Source organism: Croceicoccus sp. Ery15, from assembly GCF_020985305.1.
GTDB lineage: Bacteria > Pseudomonadota > Alphaproteobacteria > Sphingomonadales > Sphingomonadaceae > Croceicoccus.
Genome location: NZ_CP087588.1, coordinates 1,363,513 through 1,385,070 on the forward strand (window position 1 = coordinate 1,363,513; position 21,558 = coordinate 1,385,070).

Annotated in this window: 14 protein-coding genes; 6 read left to right on the forward strand and 8 right to left on the reverse strand. The window is 63.3% G+C overall.

Annotated elements, in window-relative coordinates:
* Positions 1 to 72: 72 nt before the first annotated feature.
* The 3 genes from LOZ77_RS06685 to guaA form a co-directional block, all read right to left on the reverse strand.
* On the reverse strand, positions 73 to 339 hold the full coding sequence (locus LOZ77_RS06685) for a hypothetical protein (protein WP_230281396.1): 267 nt from the start codon (positions 337 to 339) through the stop codon (positions 73 to 75).
* Between the two features lie 130 nt (positions 340 to 469).
* A complete protein-coding gene (locus LOZ77_RS06690; RefSeq protein WP_230281397.1) occupies positions 470 to 694 on the reverse strand; it encodes a hypothetical protein in 225 nt (74 codons plus the stop codon).
* 185 nt (positions 695 to 879) lie between these two features.
* Complete coding sequence (gene guaA / locus LOZ77_RS06695) at positions 880 to 2,496, reverse strand: glutamine-hydrolyzing GMP synthase (protein ID WP_230281398.1); 1,617 nt, start codon at positions 2,494 to 2,496, stop codon at positions 880 to 882.
* Positions 2,497 to 2,753: 257 nt separating this feature from the next.
* On the opposite strand from guaA, the gene LOZ77_RS06700 reads away from it, so the two are divergent.
* Both LOZ77_RS06700 and gyrB read left to right on the forward strand, forming a co-directional pair.
* Positions 2,754 to 3,059, forward strand: coding sequence for a UrcA family protein (locus LOZ77_RS06700; RefSeq protein ID WP_230281399.1), 306 nt, complete (start codon positions 2,754 to 2,756; stop codon positions 3,057 to 3,059).
* A gap of 186 nt (positions 3,060 to 3,245) precedes the next feature.
* Positions 3,246 to 5,750, forward strand: a complete 2,505-nt coding sequence (gyrB, locus tag LOZ77_RS06705; RefSeq protein WP_230281400.1) for a DNA topoisomerase (ATP-hydrolyzing) subunit B — start codon at positions 3,246 to 3,248, stop codon at positions 5,748 to 5,750.
* Positions 5,751 to 5,790: 40 nt separating this feature from the next.
* Here the strand turns inward: gyrB and LOZ77_RS06710 are convergent, their stop codons facing one another.
* Positions 5,791 to 6,711 (reverse strand): ROK family protein, encoded by a 921-nt coding sequence (locus LOZ77_RS06710; protein WP_230281401.1) that lies wholly within the window; start codon positions 6,709 to 6,711, stop codon positions 5,791 to 5,793.
* Positions 6,712 to 6,774: 63 nt separating this feature from the next.
* Between LOZ77_RS06710 and LOZ77_RS06715 the strand changes: the two genes are divergently transcribed.
* Genes LOZ77_RS06715 through LOZ77_RS06725 form a run of 3 tightly spaced genes read left to right on the forward strand, consistent with a single transcriptional unit; the run spans position 6,775 to position 13,597 of the window.
* Entirely contained in the window at positions 6,775 to 10,161 is a 3,387-nt protein-coding gene (locus LOZ77_RS06715) for a DUF2126 domain-containing protein (RefSeq protein ID WP_230281402.1), read from the forward strand.
* A complete protein-coding gene (locus LOZ77_RS06720; protein ID WP_230281403.1) occupies positions 10,161 to 12,683 on the forward strand; it encodes a circularly permuted type 2 ATP-grasp protein in 2,523 nt (840 codons plus the stop codon). Before LOZ77_RS06715 ends, LOZ77_RS06720 begins: the two co-directional genes overlap by 1 nt.
* Positions 12,680 to 13,597: a transglutaminase family protein gene (locus tag LOZ77_RS06725; RefSeq protein ID WP_230281404.1), complete on the forward strand. Its 918-nt coding sequence runs from the start codon at positions 12,680 to 12,682 to the stop codon at positions 13,595 to 13,597. The genes LOZ77_RS06720 and LOZ77_RS06725 overlap by 4 nt, the downstream gene beginning before the upstream one ends.
* Positions 13,598 to 13,610: 13 nt before the next feature.
* On the opposite strand, the gene proC is transcribed toward LOZ77_RS06725, so the two are convergent.
* A complete protein-coding gene (proC, locus tag LOZ77_RS06730) occupies positions 13,611 to 14,465 on the reverse strand; it encodes a pyrroline-5-carboxylate reductase (RefSeq protein WP_230281405.1) in 855 nt (284 codons plus the stop codon).
* A 149-nt stretch (positions 14,466 to 14,614) separates the two neighbouring features.
* Between proC and putA the strand changes: the two genes are divergently transcribed.
* The gene (gene putA, locus LOZ77_RS06735; RefSeq protein ID WP_230281406.1) at positions 14,615 to 18,253 is read left to right on the forward strand and encodes a bifunctional proline dehydrogenase/L-glutamate gamma-semialdehyde dehydrogenase PutA; all 3,639 of its coding nucleotides are present in this window, start codon (positions 14,615 to 14,617) and stop codon (positions 18,251 to 18,253) included.
* Positions 18,254 to 18,293: 40 nt separating this feature from the next.
* On the opposite strand, the gene LOZ77_RS06740 is transcribed toward putA, so the two are convergent.
* The 3 genes from LOZ77_RS06740 to LOZ77_RS06750 all read right to left on the reverse strand — a co-directional run bounded on the left by LOZ77_RS06740 (position 18,294) and on the right by LOZ77_RS06750 (position 21,535).
* Complete coding sequence (locus LOZ77_RS06740; protein ID WP_230281407.1) at positions 18,294 to 19,886, reverse strand: hypothetical protein; 1,593 nt, start codon at positions 19,884 to 19,886, stop codon at positions 18,294 to 18,296.
* Positions 19,887 to 20,306: 420 nt separating this feature from the next.
* A complete protein-coding gene (gene fghA, locus LOZ77_RS06745) occupies positions 20,307 to 21,146 on the reverse strand; it encodes an S-formylglutathione hydrolase (RefSeq protein ID WP_230281408.1) in 840 nt (279 codons plus the stop codon).
* Positions 21,143 to 21,535 carry a VOC family protein gene (locus tag LOZ77_RS06750; RefSeq protein WP_230281409.1) on the reverse strand — a complete coding sequence of 131 codons (393 nt, stop codon included), beginning with the start codon at positions 21,533 to 21,535 and terminating at the stop codon, positions 21,143 to 21,145. Before LOZ77_RS06750 ends, fghA begins: the two co-directional genes overlap by 4 nt.
* Positions 21,536 to 21,558 lie beyond the last annotated feature (23 nt).

Below are 21,558 nucleotides of genomic sequence, written 5' to 3' on the forward strand. Positions count from 1 at the left end.
GCGGTGCGTATGGCACGCGGCCCCGAAACAAAAAAAAGCCGCGCAGCCAATGGCCGGCGACAGTTCGCAATCTCACTCTAGCGGTCGGTCCACCAGCATGACGGTGGGCACGATGATCGTGCGATAGCTGCGTGCAAAGGGCTTGCCCAGTTCGCGGTCGCGCTGTTTCTGCCGTGCGGACACGCTGCATTCGCAGTGCCGTTCCACGCGGATCGAGGGCGCAGCCTGCTGCCCCGCCGATTCGCTGCATTCGGCACTGACCACCATGCGCGCATGGGCGGGCGCGACCAGACTGGTCATGCCGAGCACAAGGGCAAAGAGGGCGAGGAGCCGTTTCATGCGTGCGACAAGATAGGGACTATCACGCCCCCCGTCCAGCGCGAGCAGGCGATATGGACAATTTTACCGGTCCGGCATCAAATGCCGGCGACTGGCAGAAGATGACCGGCCGAAGATGACTGGCCAAAGATCAGGCGAACAGATCGTGATCCATATCCTTCTGGTGCGAATTGGGCACCGGAAGCTGGCAATCCTCGCACTCGCGGTCGATCTCGGGGTCGTCGTCGACCTCGGTCCGGCCCATGCCCATCAATTGCGCGGTCATGGTGATCGGCATCATCCACCACTCCAGCCAAAAGGCCTGAAGCGACAGGTTGAGGTCTCGCGGTTTGCAATCGTCGGTCATGGCGTTCACCGGACACTCCCAAAAAACCGCCAGTCGCGTGGCGGCCTGTTATACGGGCGACATGCTATGCCTGTTCACCCTTTCCGGGGAACGGAGGGAATGTTATCTTGTTCCGGCGCTTGAGGGAACCGGTTTAATGCACGCGCCGCAAAGACGCGTGATGCACTTTCAAGAACCGCAATTCGCTCGCGGGATTATTCCCACTCGATGGTCCCCGGCGGCTTCGACGTGTAGTCATAGACCACGCGGTTGATGCCCTTCACCTCGTTCACGATGCGCGTCGCGCATTGGGCAAGGAATGCGCCATCAAAGGGATAGACGTCGGCTGTCATGCCATCGGTGCTGGTCACCGCGCGCAGGGCGCAGACGAAGTCATAGGTGCGATAATCCCCCATCACACCCACGGTCTTGACCGGCAAAAGAACGGCGAAGGCCTGCCAGATCGCGTCATACAGGCCGGCGTTGCGGATTTCTTCGAGATAGATCGCATCGGCCTTGCGCAAGATGTCTGCCTTTTCGCGGCTGACTTCGCCCGGAATGCGGATGGCAAGACCGGGTCCGGGGAACGGATGGCGGCCCACGAAAATATCGGGCAGGCCCAGTTCGCGGCCCAGTTCGCGTACTTCGTCCTTGAACAATTCGCGCAAGGGTTCGACCAGATCCATGTTCATGCGCTCGGGCAGGCCGCCGACATTATGGTGGCTCTTGATCGTCACCGACGGCCCGCCGGTAAACGAAACGCTTTCGATCACGTCAGGATAAAGCGTGCCCTGCGCAAGGAAGTCGGCGCCGCCGATCTTGTTGGCCTCGTCCTCGAACACGTCGATAAAGGTCTTGCCGATGAACTTGCGCTTGGCTTCAGGGTCGGAGACGCCCTCAAGCCCCTTCATAAACAGCGTCGTCGCGTCCACGTGGACCAGCGGGATATTGTAATGGCCGCGAAACAGCGAAACGACCTGATCCGCCTCGCCCATGCGCATCAGCCCGTGATCGACGAAAACACAGGTCAGCTGGTCGCCGATGGCCTCGTGGATCAGAACGGCGGCCACCGCGCTGTCGACACCGCCCGACAACCCGCAAATGACTTTGGCGTCGCCGACCTGCTCGCGGATTTCGGCGATCTTCACCTCGCGGAACTGCGCCATGGTCCAGTCGCCCGCACAGCCGCAGACATGGCGCACGAAATTGGCGATCAGCTTTCCGCCATCGGGCGTGTGCACGACTTCGGGATGGAATTGCGTTCCGTAAAAGCGGCGCTTTTCGTCCGCGATCACGGCAAAGGGTGCGCCGTCGCTGGTGGCCACGATTTCGAAGCCGGGTGCGAATTTGGTCACCTTGTCGCCATGGCTCATCCAGACCTGATGACGTTCGCCCGATTGCCACAGCCCGTCGAACAGCGCGCATTTCTCGGTCACGGTCAGGAACGCGCGGCCGAATTCGCCGCCCTCGCCGGTTTCGTGCCCCGGACGGACTTCTCCGCCCAGCTGATGCGTCATGACCTGCTGGCCGTAACAGATGCCCAGAATCGGCACCCCCGCCTCGAACAGCATTTGCGGCGCGCGGGGGCTGTTCTCGTCGGGCACGCTGGCGGGGCTGCCCGACAGGATGATCCCGCGCGGCTTCATCCGCTTGAACGCCTCTTCCGCCATGGTGAACGGCGCGATTTCGGAATAGACGCCCGCCTCGCGCACGCGGCGCGCGATCAGTTGCGTTACCTGACTGCCAAAATCGACGATCAGGATCGTGTCCGCGCTGGAATCGGAGCCGATGCGCGCCGCCGCGCCCGAATTTGCTGAGGGTTCATGAGCCATGGCCGCGCGATAGAAACGGTTCCCGATTCTGTCCAGATGCGCCGGTCAATTCGGATCAGAGGGCAACTATCACACCCTTTCCGCCACATGCTTCGTTAATACACAATTTAGTGTTGCATAAAACGCAAGCGTAGGGGCTTTTTTCGCATTTGCACAATCGAATGGTGCAGTGCACAACACACTCGAACGAATGATAACTGGCTGACCAAAACCAGACTGGATGTTTGAACCTGGCGGCAACTTTTTAGGAGGAAAATATGCGTAAGTTTATCGTTCCTGCTCTGGCCGCTCTTGCCACTTTCGGCATTGCTCCGGCCGCGCACGCTGAAGACGTCGAAGTCCGCGTGGACTTCTCGGATCTCGACCTGTCGCAGGAAACCGACGTAAATGCGCTCAAGTCGCGCGTTCTCGCCGAAGTGACCGAAACCTGCAATGAAGAGGTTCCGACCTTCGCCAGCCGTCTGCTCGTCCGTTCGTGCATCCGCGACGCGATGGAACAGGCCGATGCGCAGATCGAAGCGCAGCGTTCGCTGGCCATGGGCTCGACCGCCGAACTCGGCTGATCGCACCAGGCAGAATTCCGAAGGGGGCCGTTCCGGATCGCCGGAGCGGCCCTTTTCCTTTGGTTTTAGTCCTTGCGGGCGCGATTTTGCCCCTTCTCACTCTTCTTACTGCCGGAATTGTGGAAAATCGCCGCGCGGGCTGCGGTTCCGCTTGGGGGATTGGACCACAATTCCTATATCGTGGTCATGGAAGATAACGGTGCAACGCCTGCCAAGACGGGCGGAAACAACGGCTACGGGGCCGAATCGATCAAGGTGCTGAAGGGGCTGGACGCTGTCCGCAAGCGCCCGGGCATGTACATCGGCGACACCGACGACGGCTCGGGCCTGCACCATATGGTGTTCGAAGTGTCCGACAACGCCATCGACGAGGCGCTGGCGGGCCATTGCGACCGCGTGATCATCGAATTGCATCCCGATAATTCGGTCAGCGTCGACGACAACGGCCGCGGCATCCCCACCGACATTCACAAGGAAGAGGGCGTGTCGGCGGCAGAGGTCATCATGACCCAGTTGCACGCGGGCGGTAAGTTCGAAAACACCAGCGACGACAATGCCTATAAGGTGTCGGGCGGTTTGCACGGCGTAGGCGTTTCGGTGGTGAACGCATTGTCCGAGTGGCTGGAACTGACGATCTGGCGCGACGGCAAGGAGCACTGGATGCGGTTCGAGCATGGCAATGCCGTCGCTCCGCTGAAAGTGGTCGGCGATGCGCCGCTGAATGACGACGGCGAGCCGCGCAAGGGTACGCGCGTGCGCTTTCTTGCCAGTGACGAGACGTTCAAGAACGTCAACGAATATGATTTCGAGAAGCTGGAACACCGCTATCGCGAGCTGGCCTTCCTGAATTCGGGCGTGCGGATCATCCTCAAGGACCTGCGGCACGAGGAACCGGCCCAGCACGATCTGTTCTACGAAGGCGGGATCGGCGCGTTCGTCGCCTATCTCGACCGCAACAAGCAGCCGATGATCCCCGAACCCATCGCGATCAGCGCGGACAAGGACGGGATCGGGATCGAAGTCGCTCTCGAATGGAACGATTCCTATTACGAGAACGTGCTGTGCTTCACCAACAACATCCCGCAGCGTGATGGCGGCACCCACCTCGCCGCCTTTCGCGCGGCGCTGACGCGCACGCTCAATGGCTATGCCGACCGTTCGGGCCTGATCAAGAAGGAAAAGGTCAGCCTGTCGGGTGAGGATATGCGCGAAGGGCTGACCGCGATCGTTTCGGTCAAGCTGCCCGATCCCAAGTTCTCGTCGCAGACCAAGGACAAGCTGGTCAGTTCCGAAGTGCGTCAGCCGCTGGAAGCGCTGATGGGCGACAAGATGACCGAATGGCTGGAAGAAAACCCCGCCAATGCCAAGGCGATCATCCAGAAGGTCGTCGACGCCGCTGCCGCGCGCGAGGCGGCCCGCCGCGCCCGCGAAATGAGCCGCAAGGGCGCGATGAGCGTCGCCAGCCTGCCGGGCAAATTATCCGACTGCCGCGAGCGCGACGCGACCAAATGCGAACTCTTTTTGGTCGAGGGCGATTCCGCAGGTGGTTCGGCCAAGAACGGGCGCGACAGCCAGTATCAGGCGATCCTGCCCCTGCGCGGCAAGATCCTGAACGTCGAACGCGCGCGTTTCGACCGCATCATTTCGTCAAAGGAAGTCGGCACGCTGATTCAGGCGATGGGCACGGGCCTGCGTGACGAATTCGATCTGGAAAAGCTGCGTTATCACAAGATCGTGATCATGACCGACGCCGACGTCGACGGCGCGCATATCCGTACGCTGCTGCTCACTTTCTTCCACCGCCAGATGCCTGAAATCGTAAAGGCGGGGCACCTCTATATCGCGCAGCCGCCGCTGTATAAGGTCGCGAAGGGCCGGTCGGAGGTTTACCTCAAGGATAATGACGCGCTCGAACGCTATCTTGTCGATGCGGGTCTGGGCAATCGCGTGCTGGAAACCGCCGGCGGCGCACGCAGCGGCGACGATCTCGCCGCGCTGGTGGAAAAGGCACGCCGGTTCAGGAACGCATTGGGCTTTGCGCCCAACCGATATGATCAGGGCGTGATCGAGGCGCTGGCCCTGTCGGGCGCGCTGGCCCCCGGCATCGATGCCGCAACCCGCGAAGCCGCCTTGCAACGCGCAGCACAGTGGCTGCAGCGCGGGGACGAGGAAGCGCGCTGGTCGGCGCAGATCAATGACGAGGGCTATGGCATTTCGCGCGTCTGGCGCGGGGTGACCGATTATCACCTGATCGAGAACAAGTTCCTCGAAAGCGCGGAAGCCCGCAAGATCAGCAAGCTGGCCGAGGAACTGGCCGAACCGTTCGAACAGGGTGCCAGCCTTGTCCGCATTTCCCAGCAAGCGCAGACCGATGCTGCCGAAGAGGACGAGGAAGCGGTCGAAACGCCGACCGGCGCATCGATGAACCGGCCCAGCCAGTTGCTCGACCAGATCATGGCGGCGGGCCGCAAGGGCCTGTCGGTGCAGCGTTACAAAGGTCTTGGCGAGATGAATGCCGAGCAACTTTGGGAAACCACGCTCGACCCCAACAACCGCGCCCTGCTGCAGGTCAAGGTCGAGGACGCCGACGTAACGGACGAGATATTTACCCGTCTGATGGGCGATGTGGTCGAACCGCGCCGCGAATTCATTCAGGAAAATGCGCTAAACGTCGCCAATCTGGATATCTGACCGGATAAGCCGCTGCCTGCGCCAACGCGCGGGCGGCGGTTCAGACTTGCGCCCCGGTTTCGCAGGAAGCCGCACGTTCGGCCAGCAGGATCGCGCCCAGCGGCCCCGCATCATGCCCCAGAACCGGCGGCACCACGATCCGCGCCATCGCATCGTCATCGATATCGGGCAGATAGCCCGCCAGTAACGCAGGCACCTTGCGCGCGGCCCCTTGCACCATGGCGCGCTGCCCCAGCCCCACGCCGCCACCGATCACGATCCTCTGCGGCGAAAGCGTCAGCATGAGATTGGCGATCAGCCGCGCCAGATCGCCCGCGACCGTTTCCCAGCGCGGATCGCCTGCCGCCACTGCCGCCGGATCCGCACCCAAGCGCGCGTGAAGAGCGGGACCGCTTACCAACCCTTCGATGCAATCGCCATGGAAGGGGCAAATTCCGGCAAAATCGTCACCAGCCTCGCGCCCCAGCATCATGTGGCCCAGTTCGGGATGCAGCCGCCCGTGCGCGGGCCTGCCACCCACGACCACGCCGCCGCCGATGCCGGTGCCGATGGTGATATAGATCAGGCTGTCGCACCCCTGCCCCGCCCCCAGTGACATTTCGGCCAGGGCAGCGGCATTCACATCGGTATCGAGCGCAAAAGGCACGCCGAAACCTGACAGTCCGGCCAGCAGATCGGCCCCTTCCCAGCCGGGTTTGGGCGTTGCCAGAACATGACCGTAATCGGGGGCGGCCCGATCGATGCGCACGGGGCCGAAAGCGGCAATTCCGATGGCGGCAAGCGCCTCACTAGCATGCCAGCGTGCCAGCAATTCGCGCGCCGCGTGCAGCGTAGCCTCTGGCGTGGTGGTCGGGATCGTTACCCGCTCTGCAATGGCCCTGCCATATGCGCGTGCGGCCACCAGCTTGGTGCCGCCGATTTCCAGTCCCGCAAGATGCGATCCGGCATCATGTAACAACACGCCATCCTTTCACGCAATTTCGCAGTTGCAATGCAACACGACACGGACCGATAAGCACAGGCCATGATACGCGCCGCTCTGCATCACCGCACCGCCTATGTCTATGACAGGCCCGTCCGTCTTGGCCCGCAGGTGATCCGCCTGCGCCCAGCCCCGCACACACGGACAGAGGTGCCCAATTACGCGCTGAAAATCGAACCGGCGGGCCATTTCATCAACTGGCAACAAGACCCGCATGGCAACTGGCTGGCACGCGTCGTCTTTCCCGAACGCGTGACCAGCTTTTCCATTGATGTCGATCTGATCGCGGACATGGCGGTCATCAACCCCTTCGACTTTTTCGTCGAGGAAGAGGCCGAAGAGGTCCCCTTTTCCTATACCGACGAAGCAAGGGCCGAGCTTGCCGCCTATTTCGATGCCGAACCTGCGGGCGAGAAGTTCGAGGCACTGGTCGGCGAATGGGCAGGCAAGCAGCAGGGCCGCACCATCGATTTTCTGGTGGCCATCAATCAGGCGCTGGAACAGCGGATTTCCTATGTCGTGCGCATGGAACCCGGCGTGCAGACGCCCGAAGAGACGCTGGAACTGGGCACAGGCAGTTGCCGCGATACGGGCTGGCTGCTGGTAAACCTGTTGCGGCGGCTGGGTTATGCCGCGCGTTTCGTATCGGGCTATCTGATCCAGATGAAGGCCGATGTCGAACCGGTCGAAGGTCCCAAGGGGCCCGAGGCCGATTTCACCGATCTTCATGCATGGTGCGAGATTTTCGTCCCCGGCGCAGGCTGGATCGGGCTGGACCCCACCAGCGGGCTGTTCGCGGGCGAAGGCCATATTCCGCTGGCCGCAACGCCGCATTTCCGCTCTGCCGCGCCGATCACCGGCGTGGCCGAACCCGCCGAAGTCGATTTCACCTTCGAGATGAGCGTCGACCGTGTGCACGAGGCTGTGCGCATCACCAAGCCCTTTACCGACGGCCGCTGGCAGGCTCTGCTCGATCTGGGTGCCAGGGTGGACGAGGCGCTGGAAGCAGGTGATGTGCGCCTGACCATGGGGGGCGAACCGACCTTTGTCGCGGCGGCCGACCCCGAAGCGCCCGAATGGAACGGCGAGGCCGTGGGCCCGACCAAGGCCGATTATGCCAACCGCCTGATCCGCAAGTTGCGCGACCGTTTCGCGCCGGGGGCCCTGCTGCACCACGGACAGGGCAAATGGTATCCGGGCGAAAGCCTGCCACGCTGGGGCTTTTCGCTCTATTGGCGGCACGATGGCGCGCCGATCTGGCAAAACCCCGATCTGATCGCGGGCGGCAGCGACGATCCCGATGCGGCGGTCGAACAGATCGTCGATGCCGAAGACGCACAAGCGCTGATCGAAGGCACCGCGACGGTGCTGGGGCTTGGCGGCGAAACGGTGCAGGCGGTTTACGAAGACCCGCAGAAATGGATCGAGCGCGAGGGGGAACTGCCGGTCAATGTGACGGCGCTCGACCCCAAGATCGAAGACCCCGAGGAACGCCAGCGCATCGTAAAAACCTTTACGCGCGGGCTGACCAAGCCGGTGGGTTTCGCCCTGCCGATCCAGCGGCAACAGGCCCAGCCCGCCAAGGGTCCGCGGTGGAAGACCGAACAATGGACCACGCGGCGTGGCGCGCTGTTCGCGGTGCCGGGCGATTCGGCACTGGGCTATCGCCTGCCGCTCGGCTCGCTGCCGCATGTGTCCAAATCCGACTTTCCCTATATCCACCCGCGCGTATCCACCGATGCGGCCGAGCCATTGGCCGATTTCCGGCGGCAGTCGGTCCCCGTCGGCAGCGACAGCCGCGAGGCCGCGCCACCTGCCGAGGGCTTTGCGCCGACCGGTCAGCGGGTCGAGCGCGTCGCAGGGCCCGATGGTCATGCACAGGACCGCGTCGAACAGGAAATCAGCGCCGATGCCGTCCGCACCGCCATGACGGTCGAGCCGCGCGGCGATTACCTGTCGGTGTTCATCCCGCCGGTCGAAGCGATGGAGGATTTCCTCGAACTTGTCGCCGCGATCGAGGACGTCGCCGCGAAAATGGACAAGCCGGTGCGGATCGAGGGGTATTCCCCGCCGCCCGACCCGCGCGTCAACGTGCTGAAGGTCACTCCCGATCCCGGCGTGATCGAGGTGAACATCCACCCTGCTGCCAGTTTCGAGGAAATCCGCGCGATTACCGAAGGGCTGTACGAAGACGCGCGCGAAGTGGGGCTGACGGCCGACAAGTTCATGGTCGACGGGCGTTCGGTAGGCACGGGCGGTGGCAACCATATCGTGCTGGGCGGCAAGACCCTGCCCGACAGCCCCTTCGTGCGGCGGCCTGACCTGCTGAAAAGCTTTGTGCTTTACTGGCAGCGCCATCCGTCGCTGTCCTATCTGTTTTCCGGCCTGTTCATCGGCCCCACCAGCCAGGCCCCGCGCTTCGACGAAGCCCGGCATGACAGCCTGTACGAGCTGGATATCGCGCTGGCGCAAGTGCCCGGCCCCGAAACGCCGCCGCAATTCCCGTGGATCAGCGATCTGCTGTTCCGCAACCTGCTGGTCGACGTAACGGGCAATACGCATCGCAGCGAAATTTGCATCGACAAGCTCTATTCGCCCGACGGGCCGACGGGACGCCTTGGGCTGGTCGAGTTCCGCGGCTTCGAAATGCCGCCCGACGCGAAGATGAGCGTGGCGCAATTGCTGTTGATCCGCGCGCTGACGGCCATGTTCTGGCAGCGCCCCCTGTCGGGTTCGCTGGTCCGTTGGGGCACCAGCCTGCACGACCGGTTTCTGCTGCCCCATTTCTGCTGGTCCGATTTCCTCGACGTGCTTCAGGACCTGCGCGAGGCGGGCTTCGATTTCGACCCGAACTGGTTCGAGGCGCAACGCCAGTTCCGTTTCCCGATCCATGGCGAGGTCGAGGCGGGCGGCGTGGCGCTGGAAATCGCCCATGCGCTGGAGCCGTGGAACGTGCTGGGAGAAACCGGCGCGATCGGCGGCACGGTGCGCTATGTCGATTCCAGCACCGAACGGCTGCAGGTCAAGGCACGCGGGCTTGTCCCCGGACGCCATGTCGTTGCCTGCAACGGGCGCCGCGTGCCGTTGCACCCCACGGGCAAGCCGGGAGAAGCGGTCGGCGGCATCCGGTACAAGGCCTGGGCCCCGCCCTCGTGCCTCCATCCGCTCCTCGCCGCAGACGCTCCGCTCACCTTCGATGTGTTCGACAGCTGGAACAATCGCTCGCTGGGTGGTTGTGTCTATCATGTGGCGCATCCGGGCGGACGATCCTATGACGACGTACCGGTCAATGATTTCGAGGCGGAGGCACGCCGCCGGGCACGGTTCCAGCCGTTCGGCCACACGCCCGGCGATGTCGAGATTCCGCCCGCAGAGGATGGGGGAGAGTTCCCGATGACACTGGACCTGCGACGGCCCAAGCGCGGATAATGAACGACGGTTCGCCTGTTTTTCAGGGGGATACCCTTTTCGGCCCCGATCCCGGCAGCGATCCGCTGGGCTGGTATCCCGCGCCCGAAAGCGGCGATATCTTCGCCTCTGCCAGCAGCGATATGGCGCCGCTGTGGCATCGTGTGGCCGCCGCCCTGTGCCAGCTTGGCGAAGGCAATCTGGGGCAGATACAGTCCTATCTCGACCGCAATGTCGAGGATCTGGGCCTTGCCTTCCGCCTGACAGGGGACGAGCGGGAGCGGCCATGGCCATTGGGGCCGATGCCGGTGCTGATCGGCGCATCCGAATGGGACGTTCTGGAAGCGGGGCTGATCCAGCGGGCCGAATTGCTCGAACATGTCGTCGCCGACATCTATAGCGCGCAAAATCTGGTGGGCGAAGGGCATTTGCCCGCCGCTCTGGCCAGCGGAAGCCCCAATTTCGCGCGCAAAATGGTCGGTTTGCGTCCCCCGGGCGGCTATCATTTGCGCGTCTATGCCGTCGATCTGGCACGCGGTCCCAATGGCGAATGGCGCGTGCTGGCCGATCGCACGCGGCTGCCCACCGGCATCGGCTATGCGCTGGAAAACCGGCTGGCGCTGATCCGCAGTACCGGCAATCTGCTGGCGGGCATCGGCGCGCGCCGCATTACCGAATTTTTCGAGGCCCTGCGGTTCGGGATTGCCGAGGATTGCCAGCGGTCGGACCCGCGCATCGGCCTGTTGACCCCCGGACGGTTTAACCAGAGCTATCCCGAACAGGCGCATCTGGCCCGCCATCTCGGCTTCTCTCTGGTCGAAGGCCGCGACCTGACGGTGCGCGACGGGCGACTTTATGTGCGCACGGTTGCCGGGTTGAAGCGGATCGACGGGTTGTGGCGCTGGATCAATACCGCCGATATCGATCCGCTGGCATTCGACCAGCATTCGCAGATCGGCGTCGCGGGACTGATCGAGGCGTGCCGGTCGGGGCAATTGTCGGTGGCGAACTGGCCGGGTGCGGGCGTGGTGGAATCGCGCGCCATGTCGGCCTTTCTGCCGCGGCTTGCCCAGGTGGTGACCGGCGGGCCGCTGATCCTGCCCAATGCGGCGACATGGTGGTGCGGGCAAAAGGCCGAGCGGGACGAGGCGCTGGCCCGTTTCGACGAGCTGGTCTTTGCCTCCTCGTTTCGTGGCAGCATCCCCGGCATTCCCGAAGGCAGCACGCGTATCGGCGCGCAGATTCCGCCCGAAGAGCGAGTAGTACTGCTGCAAGGGCTGGCCCGCCGCCCGATGGATTATGTCGCGCAGGAAATCGTCGAAACCTCGACCGCGCCCGCCATCGTCGACGGGCGGTTCGAACCGCGCCGTTTTACTTTGCGCTGCTTTCTTGCGCGCGGGGCGAACGGGCAATGGGTGGTCATGCCGGGCGGCTTCGCGCGCATTTCCAAACAGGGCCATCTGCGCACCGCCTTGATGGAGCGCGACGATTTCTCCGCCGATCTGTGCGTGGTCGACGGACAAGGAAGCGCCCGTACCGTGCGCCCGCCCAATCTGGACCCGCCATCGGTGCGGCGCGGCGGCGGGCAATTGCCCAGCCAGGCCGCCGATAATCTGTTCTGGTTGGGCCGTTATGGCGAACGCCTGAACCTGACCGCTCGGATCGTGCGCATTCTGGTTGAAAATTCCGATGGCCCCGCAGGACGCGCCGCCGTGCCCGAAGCGGTGACCACCGCCGACCGGCTGGCTGCGCTGCTACGCCAATGGGGTGCCGCGCCTGCTCCGACCAAAGAGGAAGCGCATCCCGCCCCGCACGACATGGCGGTCGCCGCACTGACCGACAAGACGCTGAACGGGTCGATCCCCGTTCTTATCGAAAAGGCGCAGCAGATCGCGCTTTTGCTGCGCGACCGGTTGTCGCGCGACAGCTGGCGCGCGGTTCAGCGGCCCCTGCCTCCCGTGGATGCAATGGACAGCGATACGCTGATCGATGCGTGCGACATGGTGGTCGGGCGCGGCGCTGCGGTGGCGCAATTGCTGTCGGACAATATGGGGCGCAGCGCGGCATGGCGCTTCTTTGACATGGGCATCGCGATCGAACGCGGGTCGATGATGCTGCAGGCAGCACAAGCCATAGTTCCCGGTAGTGCCAGCGCCGAAGACCTGACTGCGCTGCTCGACCTGATCGACGGCATATCGCTTTATCGCAGCCGCTATCTCACGATCCCCTTCATCGCGCCCGTGCTCGACATGGCGCTGCTTGACCCTGCGGAGCCGCGCGGCCTTGCCTATCAGGCCAAGCGCGTGGCCGAACATCTGGCCGCCCTGCCTGACCTTCGCGAAGACGGCCTTCCCGAAGAGCCGCTGCGCATGGCGCAAATGCTCGACGCGAAGATCGGCGGCCTCGATGCCGAAGACCTCGACACCAATGTGCTTCAGGGGCTGCGCGACGATCTGGGCGCCTTGTCGGCTGCGATCGGGCGGCGCTATTTCCTGCAACCGGACAGGCCCGCCCCGCGCGATCCGGGGGCGCTGCTGGCATGAGCGGCCCCGTCACCTTCCGCGTCAAACATCGCACCGACCTGTCCTATGCCGCCCCCGTGGCGCAGGCGCGCTTCAACATCAGGCTCAAACCCTATCCATGGGCGGGGCAGGAGATTTCGGACCAGTCGCTCGTGCTCGATCCTGTGCCCGCCAGCGCGGTGGACGAGGACGGGCCCTATCTCGTCAACACCACGCGCGTCCGGTTTGAGCAGCCGCTCAGCGAATTGACCGTGCAGAGCAGCTTTACCGTCGCGATCACCCCGCCGCGCGCACCCGCGACGGCCATGACGATCGAGGACGTGCGCGAAATGGCCGCCGCTTCACGCGATCTCAGCGTATGGTCGCCCGCGCCCTATCTGTTCGCGTCGCGCATCGCAGGGCTGGATCAGGCAATCGCGGACTGGGCCGCGCCGATCCTGTCGCCCGACCGTTCGATCGTGCAGGCCGCCCATGATCTGACCCATGCGGTGCATGAAAAGATCGCCTATGTGTCCGGCTCCTCCACCAGCCGCACACCCCCGCAAGAGGCATTCGCGGCGGGACGCGGCGTGTGTCAGGATCAAAGCCACGTGATGATCGCCGCGCTGCGTTCGCATGCGATCCCGGCGGCCTATATCTCGGGCTATCTCAACACCCGCCCGCCGCCGGGTCAGGAAAAGCTGGTCGGCGCCGATGCGATGCATGCATGGGTGGCGGTATGGTGCGGAGAGGATGGCTGGGTCGCATTCGATCCGACCAACGACCGGCTGGCCGATACCGATCACGTGACCGTGGGCATGGGGCGCGATTTTGCCGATGTCTCGCCCATCGACGGCGTGTTCGTGGGTTCGGCGGTGCAGGATCTGAAATATGCGGTCGATGTCCGCCGCATCGACGAAATGGCGGATCAGGGGGCAGGCACGCCCGCCCCCTGATCCGGTATTCCCGTCAATCCCGCGCCAGTTCGCGCGAGCGTTCGGCGGCCGCCTCGACCGCTTCGGCCAGCAGGGCGCGCAGGCGGCCCGTGCCCATCAGCACATCCAGCGCCGCCGCCGTGGTGCCGTTGGGGCTGGTCACATTGCTGCGAAGCTGGCCCGGATCCTCGTCCGACGAACGCGCATAGACCGCCGCGCCATAGACCGTCTGGATCGCCAGCTCTTTCGCCAGATCTTCGGGAAGTCCCGATTTGACGCCCGCCTCGGCCATCGCCTCGATAAAATGGAAGACATAGGCAGGGCCAGAACCAGACACGCCGGTTACCGCGTCCATCAGGCTCTCTTCCTCGACAAAGGCGACGCTGCCGCTGGCCGACAGCAGCGTTTCGCAAACGGCGCGTGCTTCACCGGTCACGGCATCATTGGCACAGCAGACCATCATGCCCTTGCCCACGGCCGCGGGCGTATTGGGCATGCAGCGGATAACCGCGCTCCCCTCGCCCAGCGCCTTTTCGATGGTGCCCAGCAAGGTGCCCGCCGCAACCGATACGAATGTCGTGCCCGCCGCCGCAAAGGGGCGGTAATCGGCCAGCACCTTGGCCATCACCTGCGGCTTGACCGCGATGATCGCCATCGCCGGGGCCTCTCCGCCGATGATATCGTCCACGCTGGCATGAACCTTGGCGCCCGTTCCCCCTGCGCGTTTACGCAGATCGTCATTGGGTTCGACCACGTCGATCCGATTCGCCGGTGTGCCCTGTTCGATCCAGCCTTTCAGCATGGCAAAGCCCATGTTCCCGCATCCGACGAGAAGCACCCGACCATCGGGTTGCGCGTTCGTTTCGTTGCTGGAAATATCCGTGCTCATAATTCCTCTTTCAGGTCGAATGTCTGTCTTTTCGGATCGAAGTCCGCTGCGAACGGTTGCAGCTAACATAAAGAGATGATTTGGCCACCCGCAGCAGGCGGGAATTTGCCGATCAGGAGAGACAACGTTCAACCCGCCGAAAGGACCCCATGCTCGACAGGACTGCCGATTTGAACGACAAGTTTGCCCGTTTTGCGCCCCCCATCCGCGAAGCAACGCCGCTGCGACAGGCGATTACCGATGCCTATCGCCGCCCCGAACCGCAGGCCGTGGCCGAATTGCTGCCGCGCGCGACCATGCCCGACCATTTGCGCCAGCAGATCGAACAGACCGCCCGCGATCTGGTGCTGAAAGTCCGCAAGAAGCAGGACGGCTGGGGCGTCGACGGCCTGATGCAGGAATATTCGCTGTCCAGCGAAGAGGGCGTCGCGCTGATGTGTCTGGCCGAAGCCCTGCTGCGCATTCCCGATGCGGGCACGCGCGACGCGCTGGTGAAGGACAAGATCGCGCGCGGCAACTGGCGTTCGCATCTGGCGCCCGATCACTCACTGTTCGTGAACGCGGCCACATGGGGTCTTGTTGTCACGGGCGAGCTTTCCGAACGAACCGACGAATTCGGCCTTGCCGCCGCGCTGAAACGCCTGATCGCCCGCGCGGGCGAGCCGGTGATCCGGTCGGGCGTGCGCCTTGCCATGGAATTCATGGGCGAACATTTCGTCGCGGGCGAGACGATCGAGGAAGCGATCAAGCACGCCAAGGGCCCCGAAGCGCGGGGCTTTACCTATAGCTATGACATGCTGGGCGAGGCCGCGGTCGATCTGAACGATGCCGCAGCCTATTACGCAGCCTATGAGAAGGCGATCCATGCCATCGGCCGCCGCGCCGACGGAAAGCCGGTCCACACCGCGCCGGGCATTTCGGTCAAGCTGTCGGCCCTGCACCCGCGTTACCAGCGCGCACAGGCCGGACGGGTGATGAAGGAACTGCTGCCCCGCGTCCGTGCACTGGCCGTGCTGGCGAAATCATATGGCATCGGCTTTAACATCGATGCCGAGGAAGCCGACCGGCTGGAACTGTCGCTCGACATTATCGAGGAACTGGCCACCGCGCACGAGCTGGCGGGCTGGAACGGGCTTGGCTGCGTCATCCAGGCGTATGGCAAGCGTTGCCCGCAAGTGCTGGACTGGCTGATCGATCTGGCCAAACGGTCCGAACGCCGCATTCCGGTGCGTCTGGTGAAAGGCGCCTATTGGGATGCCGAGATCAAGCGCGCCCAGCTGGACGGGCTGCCGGATTTTCCCGTCTATACGCGCAAGGTTCACACCGACCTGTCCTATATCGCCTGCGCCCGCCAGCTGATCGAGGCGCGCGAGCATATTTTTCCGCAATTCGCCACGCATAACGCGCAGACTCTGGCGACGATCTATCACCTTGCGGACGAGATCAAGGGCCGCCCGTTCGAGGCAGGCGATTACGAGTTCCAGTGCCTGCACGGCATGGGCGAGGAACTGTATGACGAGGTCGTTCCCAAGAAAAAGCTGAACCGCCCCTGCCGCATCTATGCGCCGGTCGGCACGCATGAGACGCTGCTCGCCTATCTGGTGCGGCGCTTGCTGGAAAACGGGGCCAACAGCTCGTTCCTGAACCGCATTTCCAATCCCGATGTCGCCATCGCGGATCTGACTGCCGATCCGGCGCAGCAAGTGGCCGAAATGGAACGCCCCGGCAGCATGCATCCGCAGATCTCCCTGCCCCTGGGAATATTCCCGATGCGGCTGAATTCGGCAGGCATCGACCTGACGAACGAGGATCGTCTGGCCGAACTGACCGAAAATCTGAAGGAAAGCGCCAGCCGCGAATGGGTGGCGGGCGAAGCGGGCACCGGCACGCCCCGCGATGTGACCAATCCGGCGGACCGGCGCGATATCGTCGGGGTCAGCCACGATCTGTCGCCCGACGATGTGCCGGCCATTGCCTCTATCGTCGCCGCATCGCACTGGAACGAGGTGCCCGTCAGCCAAAGGGCTTCGGCGCTGCACCGCGCGGCCGATACGATGCAGGCGCAAATGGGCGTGCTGATCGGCCTGACCATCCGCGAGGCGGGCAAGAGCGCCACCAATGCCATTGCCGAAGTACGCGAGGCGATCGATTTCCTGCGCTATTACGCGAACCGCGCGGTCGAAAGCTTTGGGCACGAGCAGGAGCCTTTGGGCACGATCTGCTGTATTTCGCCGTGGAACTTCCCGCTTGCCATCTTCACCGGACAGGTCGCGGCCGCATTGGTCGGCGGCAATTCGGTGCTGGCGAAACCGGCCGAGGAAACGCCTTTGGTCGCCGCCGAAGCCGTGCGTATCCTGCACGAGGCAGGGATTCCCGACCACGCTCTGCGGCTGGTTCCCGGCGACGGCGCGGTGGGCGCGGCACTGGTCGCGTCGGAAGATGTGCACGGCGTGATGTTCACCGGATCGACACAGGTCGCACAGCTGATTCAAAAGCGATTGTCCAAGCGCCTGTCGCCTGCGGGCAAGCCGATCCCGCTGATCGCGGAAACAGGCGGCATCAATGCGATGATCGTCGATTCCTCCGCCCTTGCCGAACAGGTGGTGCGCGATGTGATCGCCAGCGCCTTCGACAGCGCGGGGCAGCGTTGTTCGGCCCTGCGCCTGCTGTGCATTCAGGACGATGTCTATGACCGCACACTGGGCCTGTTGAAGGGGGCATTGGCGCAGCTGGCGATCGGTTCCACCACGCAATTGTCGAACGATATCGGCCCCGTCATCACCGACGAGGCGCTGGAAGGTATCGAGAGCCATATCGCCGAGATGGAGGTCGCTGGGCACAAGGTCACGCGGCTGAAACTGCCGCAAGGGGTCGAGCATGGCAGCTTTGTAGCGCCGACCATCATCGAACTGGATTCGACGACCGAACTGACCCGTGAAGTGTTCGGGCCGGTGCTGCATGTCACCCGTTTCGCGCGCCACGATCTTGTGCCGTTGGTGCACGAGATCAACCTGTCGGGATATGGGTTGACCTTTGGCCTGCACACGCGGCTGGACGGCACGGTCGATCAGGTCGCCCGCGTGATCGAGGCGGGGAATATCTATATCAACCGCAATCAGATCGGCGCGATCGTGGGCAGCCAGCCGTTTGGCGGGCATCGCCTGTCGGGCACGGGGCCAAAGGCGGGCGGTCCGCTTTACCTGGGCCGCCTTGTCAGCCAGCCCCCTGCCCTGCCAATGGCGCTGTCCGATCCGGCCGTGCACCAATATTCGCAATGGCTGCGCATGCGCGGCGAGATTGCAGCATCCGACGCCGCCCGTGCCTGTGCCGATCAGGGCGGGCTGGGTTACCGCGAAGTCCTGCCCGGTCCGGTGGGCGAACGGAACAGCTATGAACTGCGCAAGCGGGGCCATATTCTGGTCCGACCCAAGACCACGGCCGGTTTCCAGCAGCAGCTGGCCGCCGTGCTGGCCACCGGCAATATCGCCTTGCTCGAAGATATGGGCTGGTCCGCCGATCTTCCCCCCGAATTGCACGGAAGGGTCGAGGCGCTGGCGCATCAGCCGGTCGCGGGCGCGCTGGTCGAAGGGGACGAAAGCGATCTGCGCGCGGCGCTGGCCGAATTTGCCGGGCGCGACGGGCCGCTGGTGCTGACCCAATCCGCCAGCGAGGCGGATTGCGCATCGGACAAGCCCGCCTATTGCCTGCACTGGCTGTTGGAGGAAGTCTCGATCTCGGTCGACACGACGGCAGCGGGCGGCAATGCCAGCCTGATGACGCTTGAATAATCGTGTCGGGGCCGGTTTTGCGACCGGCCCCGACACCGCGTCAGTTTAGATGCCAGCTGGGACATTCGACGGCGCTGGCAGTGCCCCTTTTGAACACTTTTGCGCGCATGCCGAACGCATCATTGCCCCATGTCTGGTTGGGACCGGCGGAAACCATCACCTTGTCCCCCGCAGCCAGATCGATATCCGCGCTGATCTGGGTCCGGCCGTTGGACAAAATCTTGGTCGTCAGCGTGTTGCCGTTGCGATCGATGGACAGGTCGATGCCATCGCCGCCCTCCTGACGCTTGTGGAAGCAGGCCGTGACAGTCACCGACATGGCCTTGTCTGCCTGCCATTGCCAAAGGGCCCGCAGAGGATCACTCGCATCGCGCGCCGGAACCGCGCCGTCGGGACCCAAGGCCAGCACCGCGTCCCACGCACTGCGCATGTCGCTGGTGTACCATTGCGCGGTATAGGTTAACGGGTTCATCCCGCCATCGCGGCTGCGCGCGAAATATGTCCAGTCGCCCGTGCCGAATTGCAGCAGCGTATCGGCCAGCACATTGCTGGTTCCCGGATCGCTGATATTGCCGCCTATGAATATCACCGGAACATCGGACACCTGCATCTGGCTGTTCGATGGCAAGCGGTTGCCATAGGCGTCATAGGCCTCGGTCGCGCCTTCCACTTGAATGGTGCGCGGCGTACCCCATACGACGGTCGCCCCCTTTCCATAGCGATAGGCGAACAGACCGGAATCGCCGGTGTTCAGCTTGACCGGATTACCGTGGGGCAGCAGCTTTGTCGTGGCCAGACGCACGGCCCGCCCCTGCTGTTTTATTGTGGAGCCGTCGAACAGGCCCAGGTTGGGAAACCAGCGCTCTTCGAACAGCGCGTACCATATTGCCGCGTCGACCCCGGCAGCCGCCATCAGGGTGATCGATTTGATTCCTTCGGAGGCAGCAAGTTTCTGGTCGGTATGGTCATGCGCGAACTCGGACGCCCAGATCTCGACCTCTTTACCGTTGTCGCGCATCGCCTTTTTCAGCAACGCAATCTCCATCGGCAGGCCATAGGCATAGCCCGAATAGGGATGCACCGCGACGCCATCGATGTGATTCAGAATGCCCGCGGCAAAGAATTTTTCCAGATAGCCGGTGCCGATCAGATTGGTCGAACCCCCAAGGATGCGAATATCGTCATGGCTTGATCCCATGGCGGCCTCGATATCTTTCAACAGCGCGATATAGGTGTCTTCCAGATCGTAACCGTCCGGATAGCTAAGGCCGAGGCCGCCGCCGCCGTTGATTTCGTTCCCGATCTCGAACGCGGCAATGCACGATCCGAAATGATCGGCCACGGCACGCAGAAATTTGGCAAAGGCCGCGCGAGAAGCGGGGGAATAGACAAACTTACCGCCGTCGTAATTCGGGTTTGTCGGTATCTGGACAAGCAATAGTTTCTTGCCGCGCGCGCAGGCAGCCTCAAGCTTTTGCGCGGTCGCGCCGGTAAAGTCGATCTTGCCTTTGGTGATCTCGGCCTGATCCCACTCCATCTCGTCACGCAGAAGAGTGACGGAAATCTCGTCGGCCCGGTCGATCGTATCAAGCTGCCAACCCTGACTGAAATGGGTGGCAGCGCCCAGTTCCATCGTCCCTGATGGCACGCTGACCGAAGTGGGTGCGGGAGCAGGTGCTGGTGCCGGAGATGGCGCAGGAGTTGGTGCCGGAGTTGGTGCCGGAGTTGGTGCAGGTGTCGGACCCGGCGTCGGCGCGGGCGCTGCGGTTACAGGAAGAGAAGCAACCGTTTCGGTGCCCGCTTCGCCCCCGCCACAGCCAGCCAGACAGGCCAGCGCCGTTCCTGCCAGTAACAACATTCCCCGACTGTTCGCCATGAAGCCCGCCCTTCGCAAGTGCGATTTGTTGCCAGATCGCGGCGGGCCCGATCCCGAATACGGCCCGTCGCTTGCGCCATGGCTTTGTGGGAAAGGGTAAATTTGGGATTAACGCGCCTCCCCCGATCGGCTCTGACGTGGGGAAGGCGCGGCGGAATGTTATACGGAAGAAAAGCGTCAGCCTTTCAGCCGCGCGGCATGCCATGCGACATGCTCGGCCATAAATGTCGAGATGAAGTAATAGGAATGATCATATCCCGCCTGCATGCGGATGTCGGCCTTCATTCCGGCAGCGGTTACCGCCTGTTCAAGCAGGCCGGTTTTCAGCTGTTCTTCAAGGAAATTATCCGCCGTCCCCTGATCGACCAAAAGATCGGGCAGGCGCGCGCCGTCCGCGATCAGGGCGCAGGCGTCATACTCGCGCCAGGCGGCTTGGTCGGACCCGATATAGCCTGTCAGCGCCTTTTCGCCCCAAGGGCAGTTCAACGGACTGACGATGGGCGCAAACGCGCTGGTCGAACGGAACCGCCCCGGATTGCGCAGCGATATGGTCAGCGCGCCATGCCCGCCCATCGAATGGCCGGTAATGCCCTGCCGCGCCATATCGGCGGGGAAATGAGCCTGTATCAGCGCGGGCAATTCCTCTTCGATATAGCGGCGCATGTTGAAATGCGTGGCCCATGGCTTCTGTGTCGCATCGACATAGAACCCTGCCCCCTTGCCAAAGTCATAGGCTTCGTCATCGGGAACATCGTCGCCGCGCGGGGATGTATCGGGCGCGACGAAGATAATGCCGTGCTGCGCGCAGGCGGCGCGATATTCGCCCTTTTCGGTCACATTGGCTTGGGTGCAAGTCAGACCCGACAGATAGGTCAGCACCGGCAGCATTGCACCTTCGGCATGGTCGGGCACGAAGACGGAGAATGTCATCTCCGTATTCGTCGCCTTACTCTGGTGCTTATAGACGCCCTGCGTGCCGCCGTGGCTGCGATTCAGCGATATCGTTTCGAGTGTCACTTCGGCTCCATGAATTTCATTGCGCATAATTTGTGCCCGTCAGGATCGCGCAAATAGGCGAGATAAATCTGCCCGCGCGCGCCTCGGTCGCGGATGCCGGGCGCATCCTCGATCAGCGTGCCGCCATGGTCCAGCCCCGCCCGAACCCATGCCGCACCCTGTTCGGGGCTGTCGACGCGGAAACCGATGGTCGAGCCGTTGCTGACAGTCGCTTCTTTTTCGTCCAGCGGTGCGCCCACGATCAGCAAGGCGCCATCGTGGCTGTAGAAATAGCGGTCGCGGTCGGGGTCCTTCGCCCCTTCCCCGCCGCCCAGCGCACCGATCAACGCGTCATAGAAACGCTTGGCACGGGCGGTATCATTGCTACCGATATGGACGTGGCTGAACATAAGGCTCTCCTCAATTGGCCAGA

Coding starts and splice junctions, on each gene's coding strand:
- LOZ77_RS06685 (WP_230281396.1), bottom strand. CDS start 339: ATGAAACGGCTCCTCGCCCTCTTTGCCCTTGTGCTCGGCATGACCAGT.
- guaA (WP_230281398.1), bottom strand. CDS start 2,496: ATGGCTCATGAACCCTCAGCAAATTCGGGCGCGGCGGCGCGCATCGGC.
- LOZ77_RS06700 (WP_230281399.1), top strand. CDS start 2,754: ATGCGTAAGTTTATCGTTCCTGCTCTGGCCGCTCTTGCCACTTTCGGC.
- gyrB (WP_230281400.1), top strand. CDS start 3,246: ATGGAAGATAACGGTGCAACGCCTGCCAAGACGGGCGGAAACAACGGC.
- LOZ77_RS06715 (WP_230281402.1), top strand. CDS start 6,775: ATGATACGCGCCGCTCTGCATCACCGCACCGCCTATGTCTATGACAGG.
- LOZ77_RS06720 (WP_230281403.1), top strand. CDS start 10,161: ATGAACGACGGTTCGCCTGTTTTTCAGGGGGATACCCTTTTCGGCCCC.
- LOZ77_RS06725 (WP_230281404.1), top strand. CDS start 12,680: ATGAGCGGCCCCGTCACCTTCCGCGTCAAACATCGCACCGACCTGTCC.
- proC (WP_230281405.1), bottom strand. CDS start 14,465: ATGAGCACGGATATTTCCAGCAACGAAACGAACGCGCAACCCGATGGT.
- putA (WP_230281406.1), top strand. CDS start 14,615: ATGCTCGACAGGACTGCCGATTTGAACGACAAGTTTGCCCGTTTTGCG.
- LOZ77_RS06740 (WP_230281407.1), bottom strand. CDS start 19,886: ATGGAACTGGGCGCTGCCACCCATTTCAGTCAGGGTTGGCAGCTTGAT.
- LOZ77_RS06750 (WP_230281409.1), bottom strand. CDS start 21,535: ATGTTCAGCCACGTCCATATCGGTAGCAATGATACCGCCCGTGCCAAG.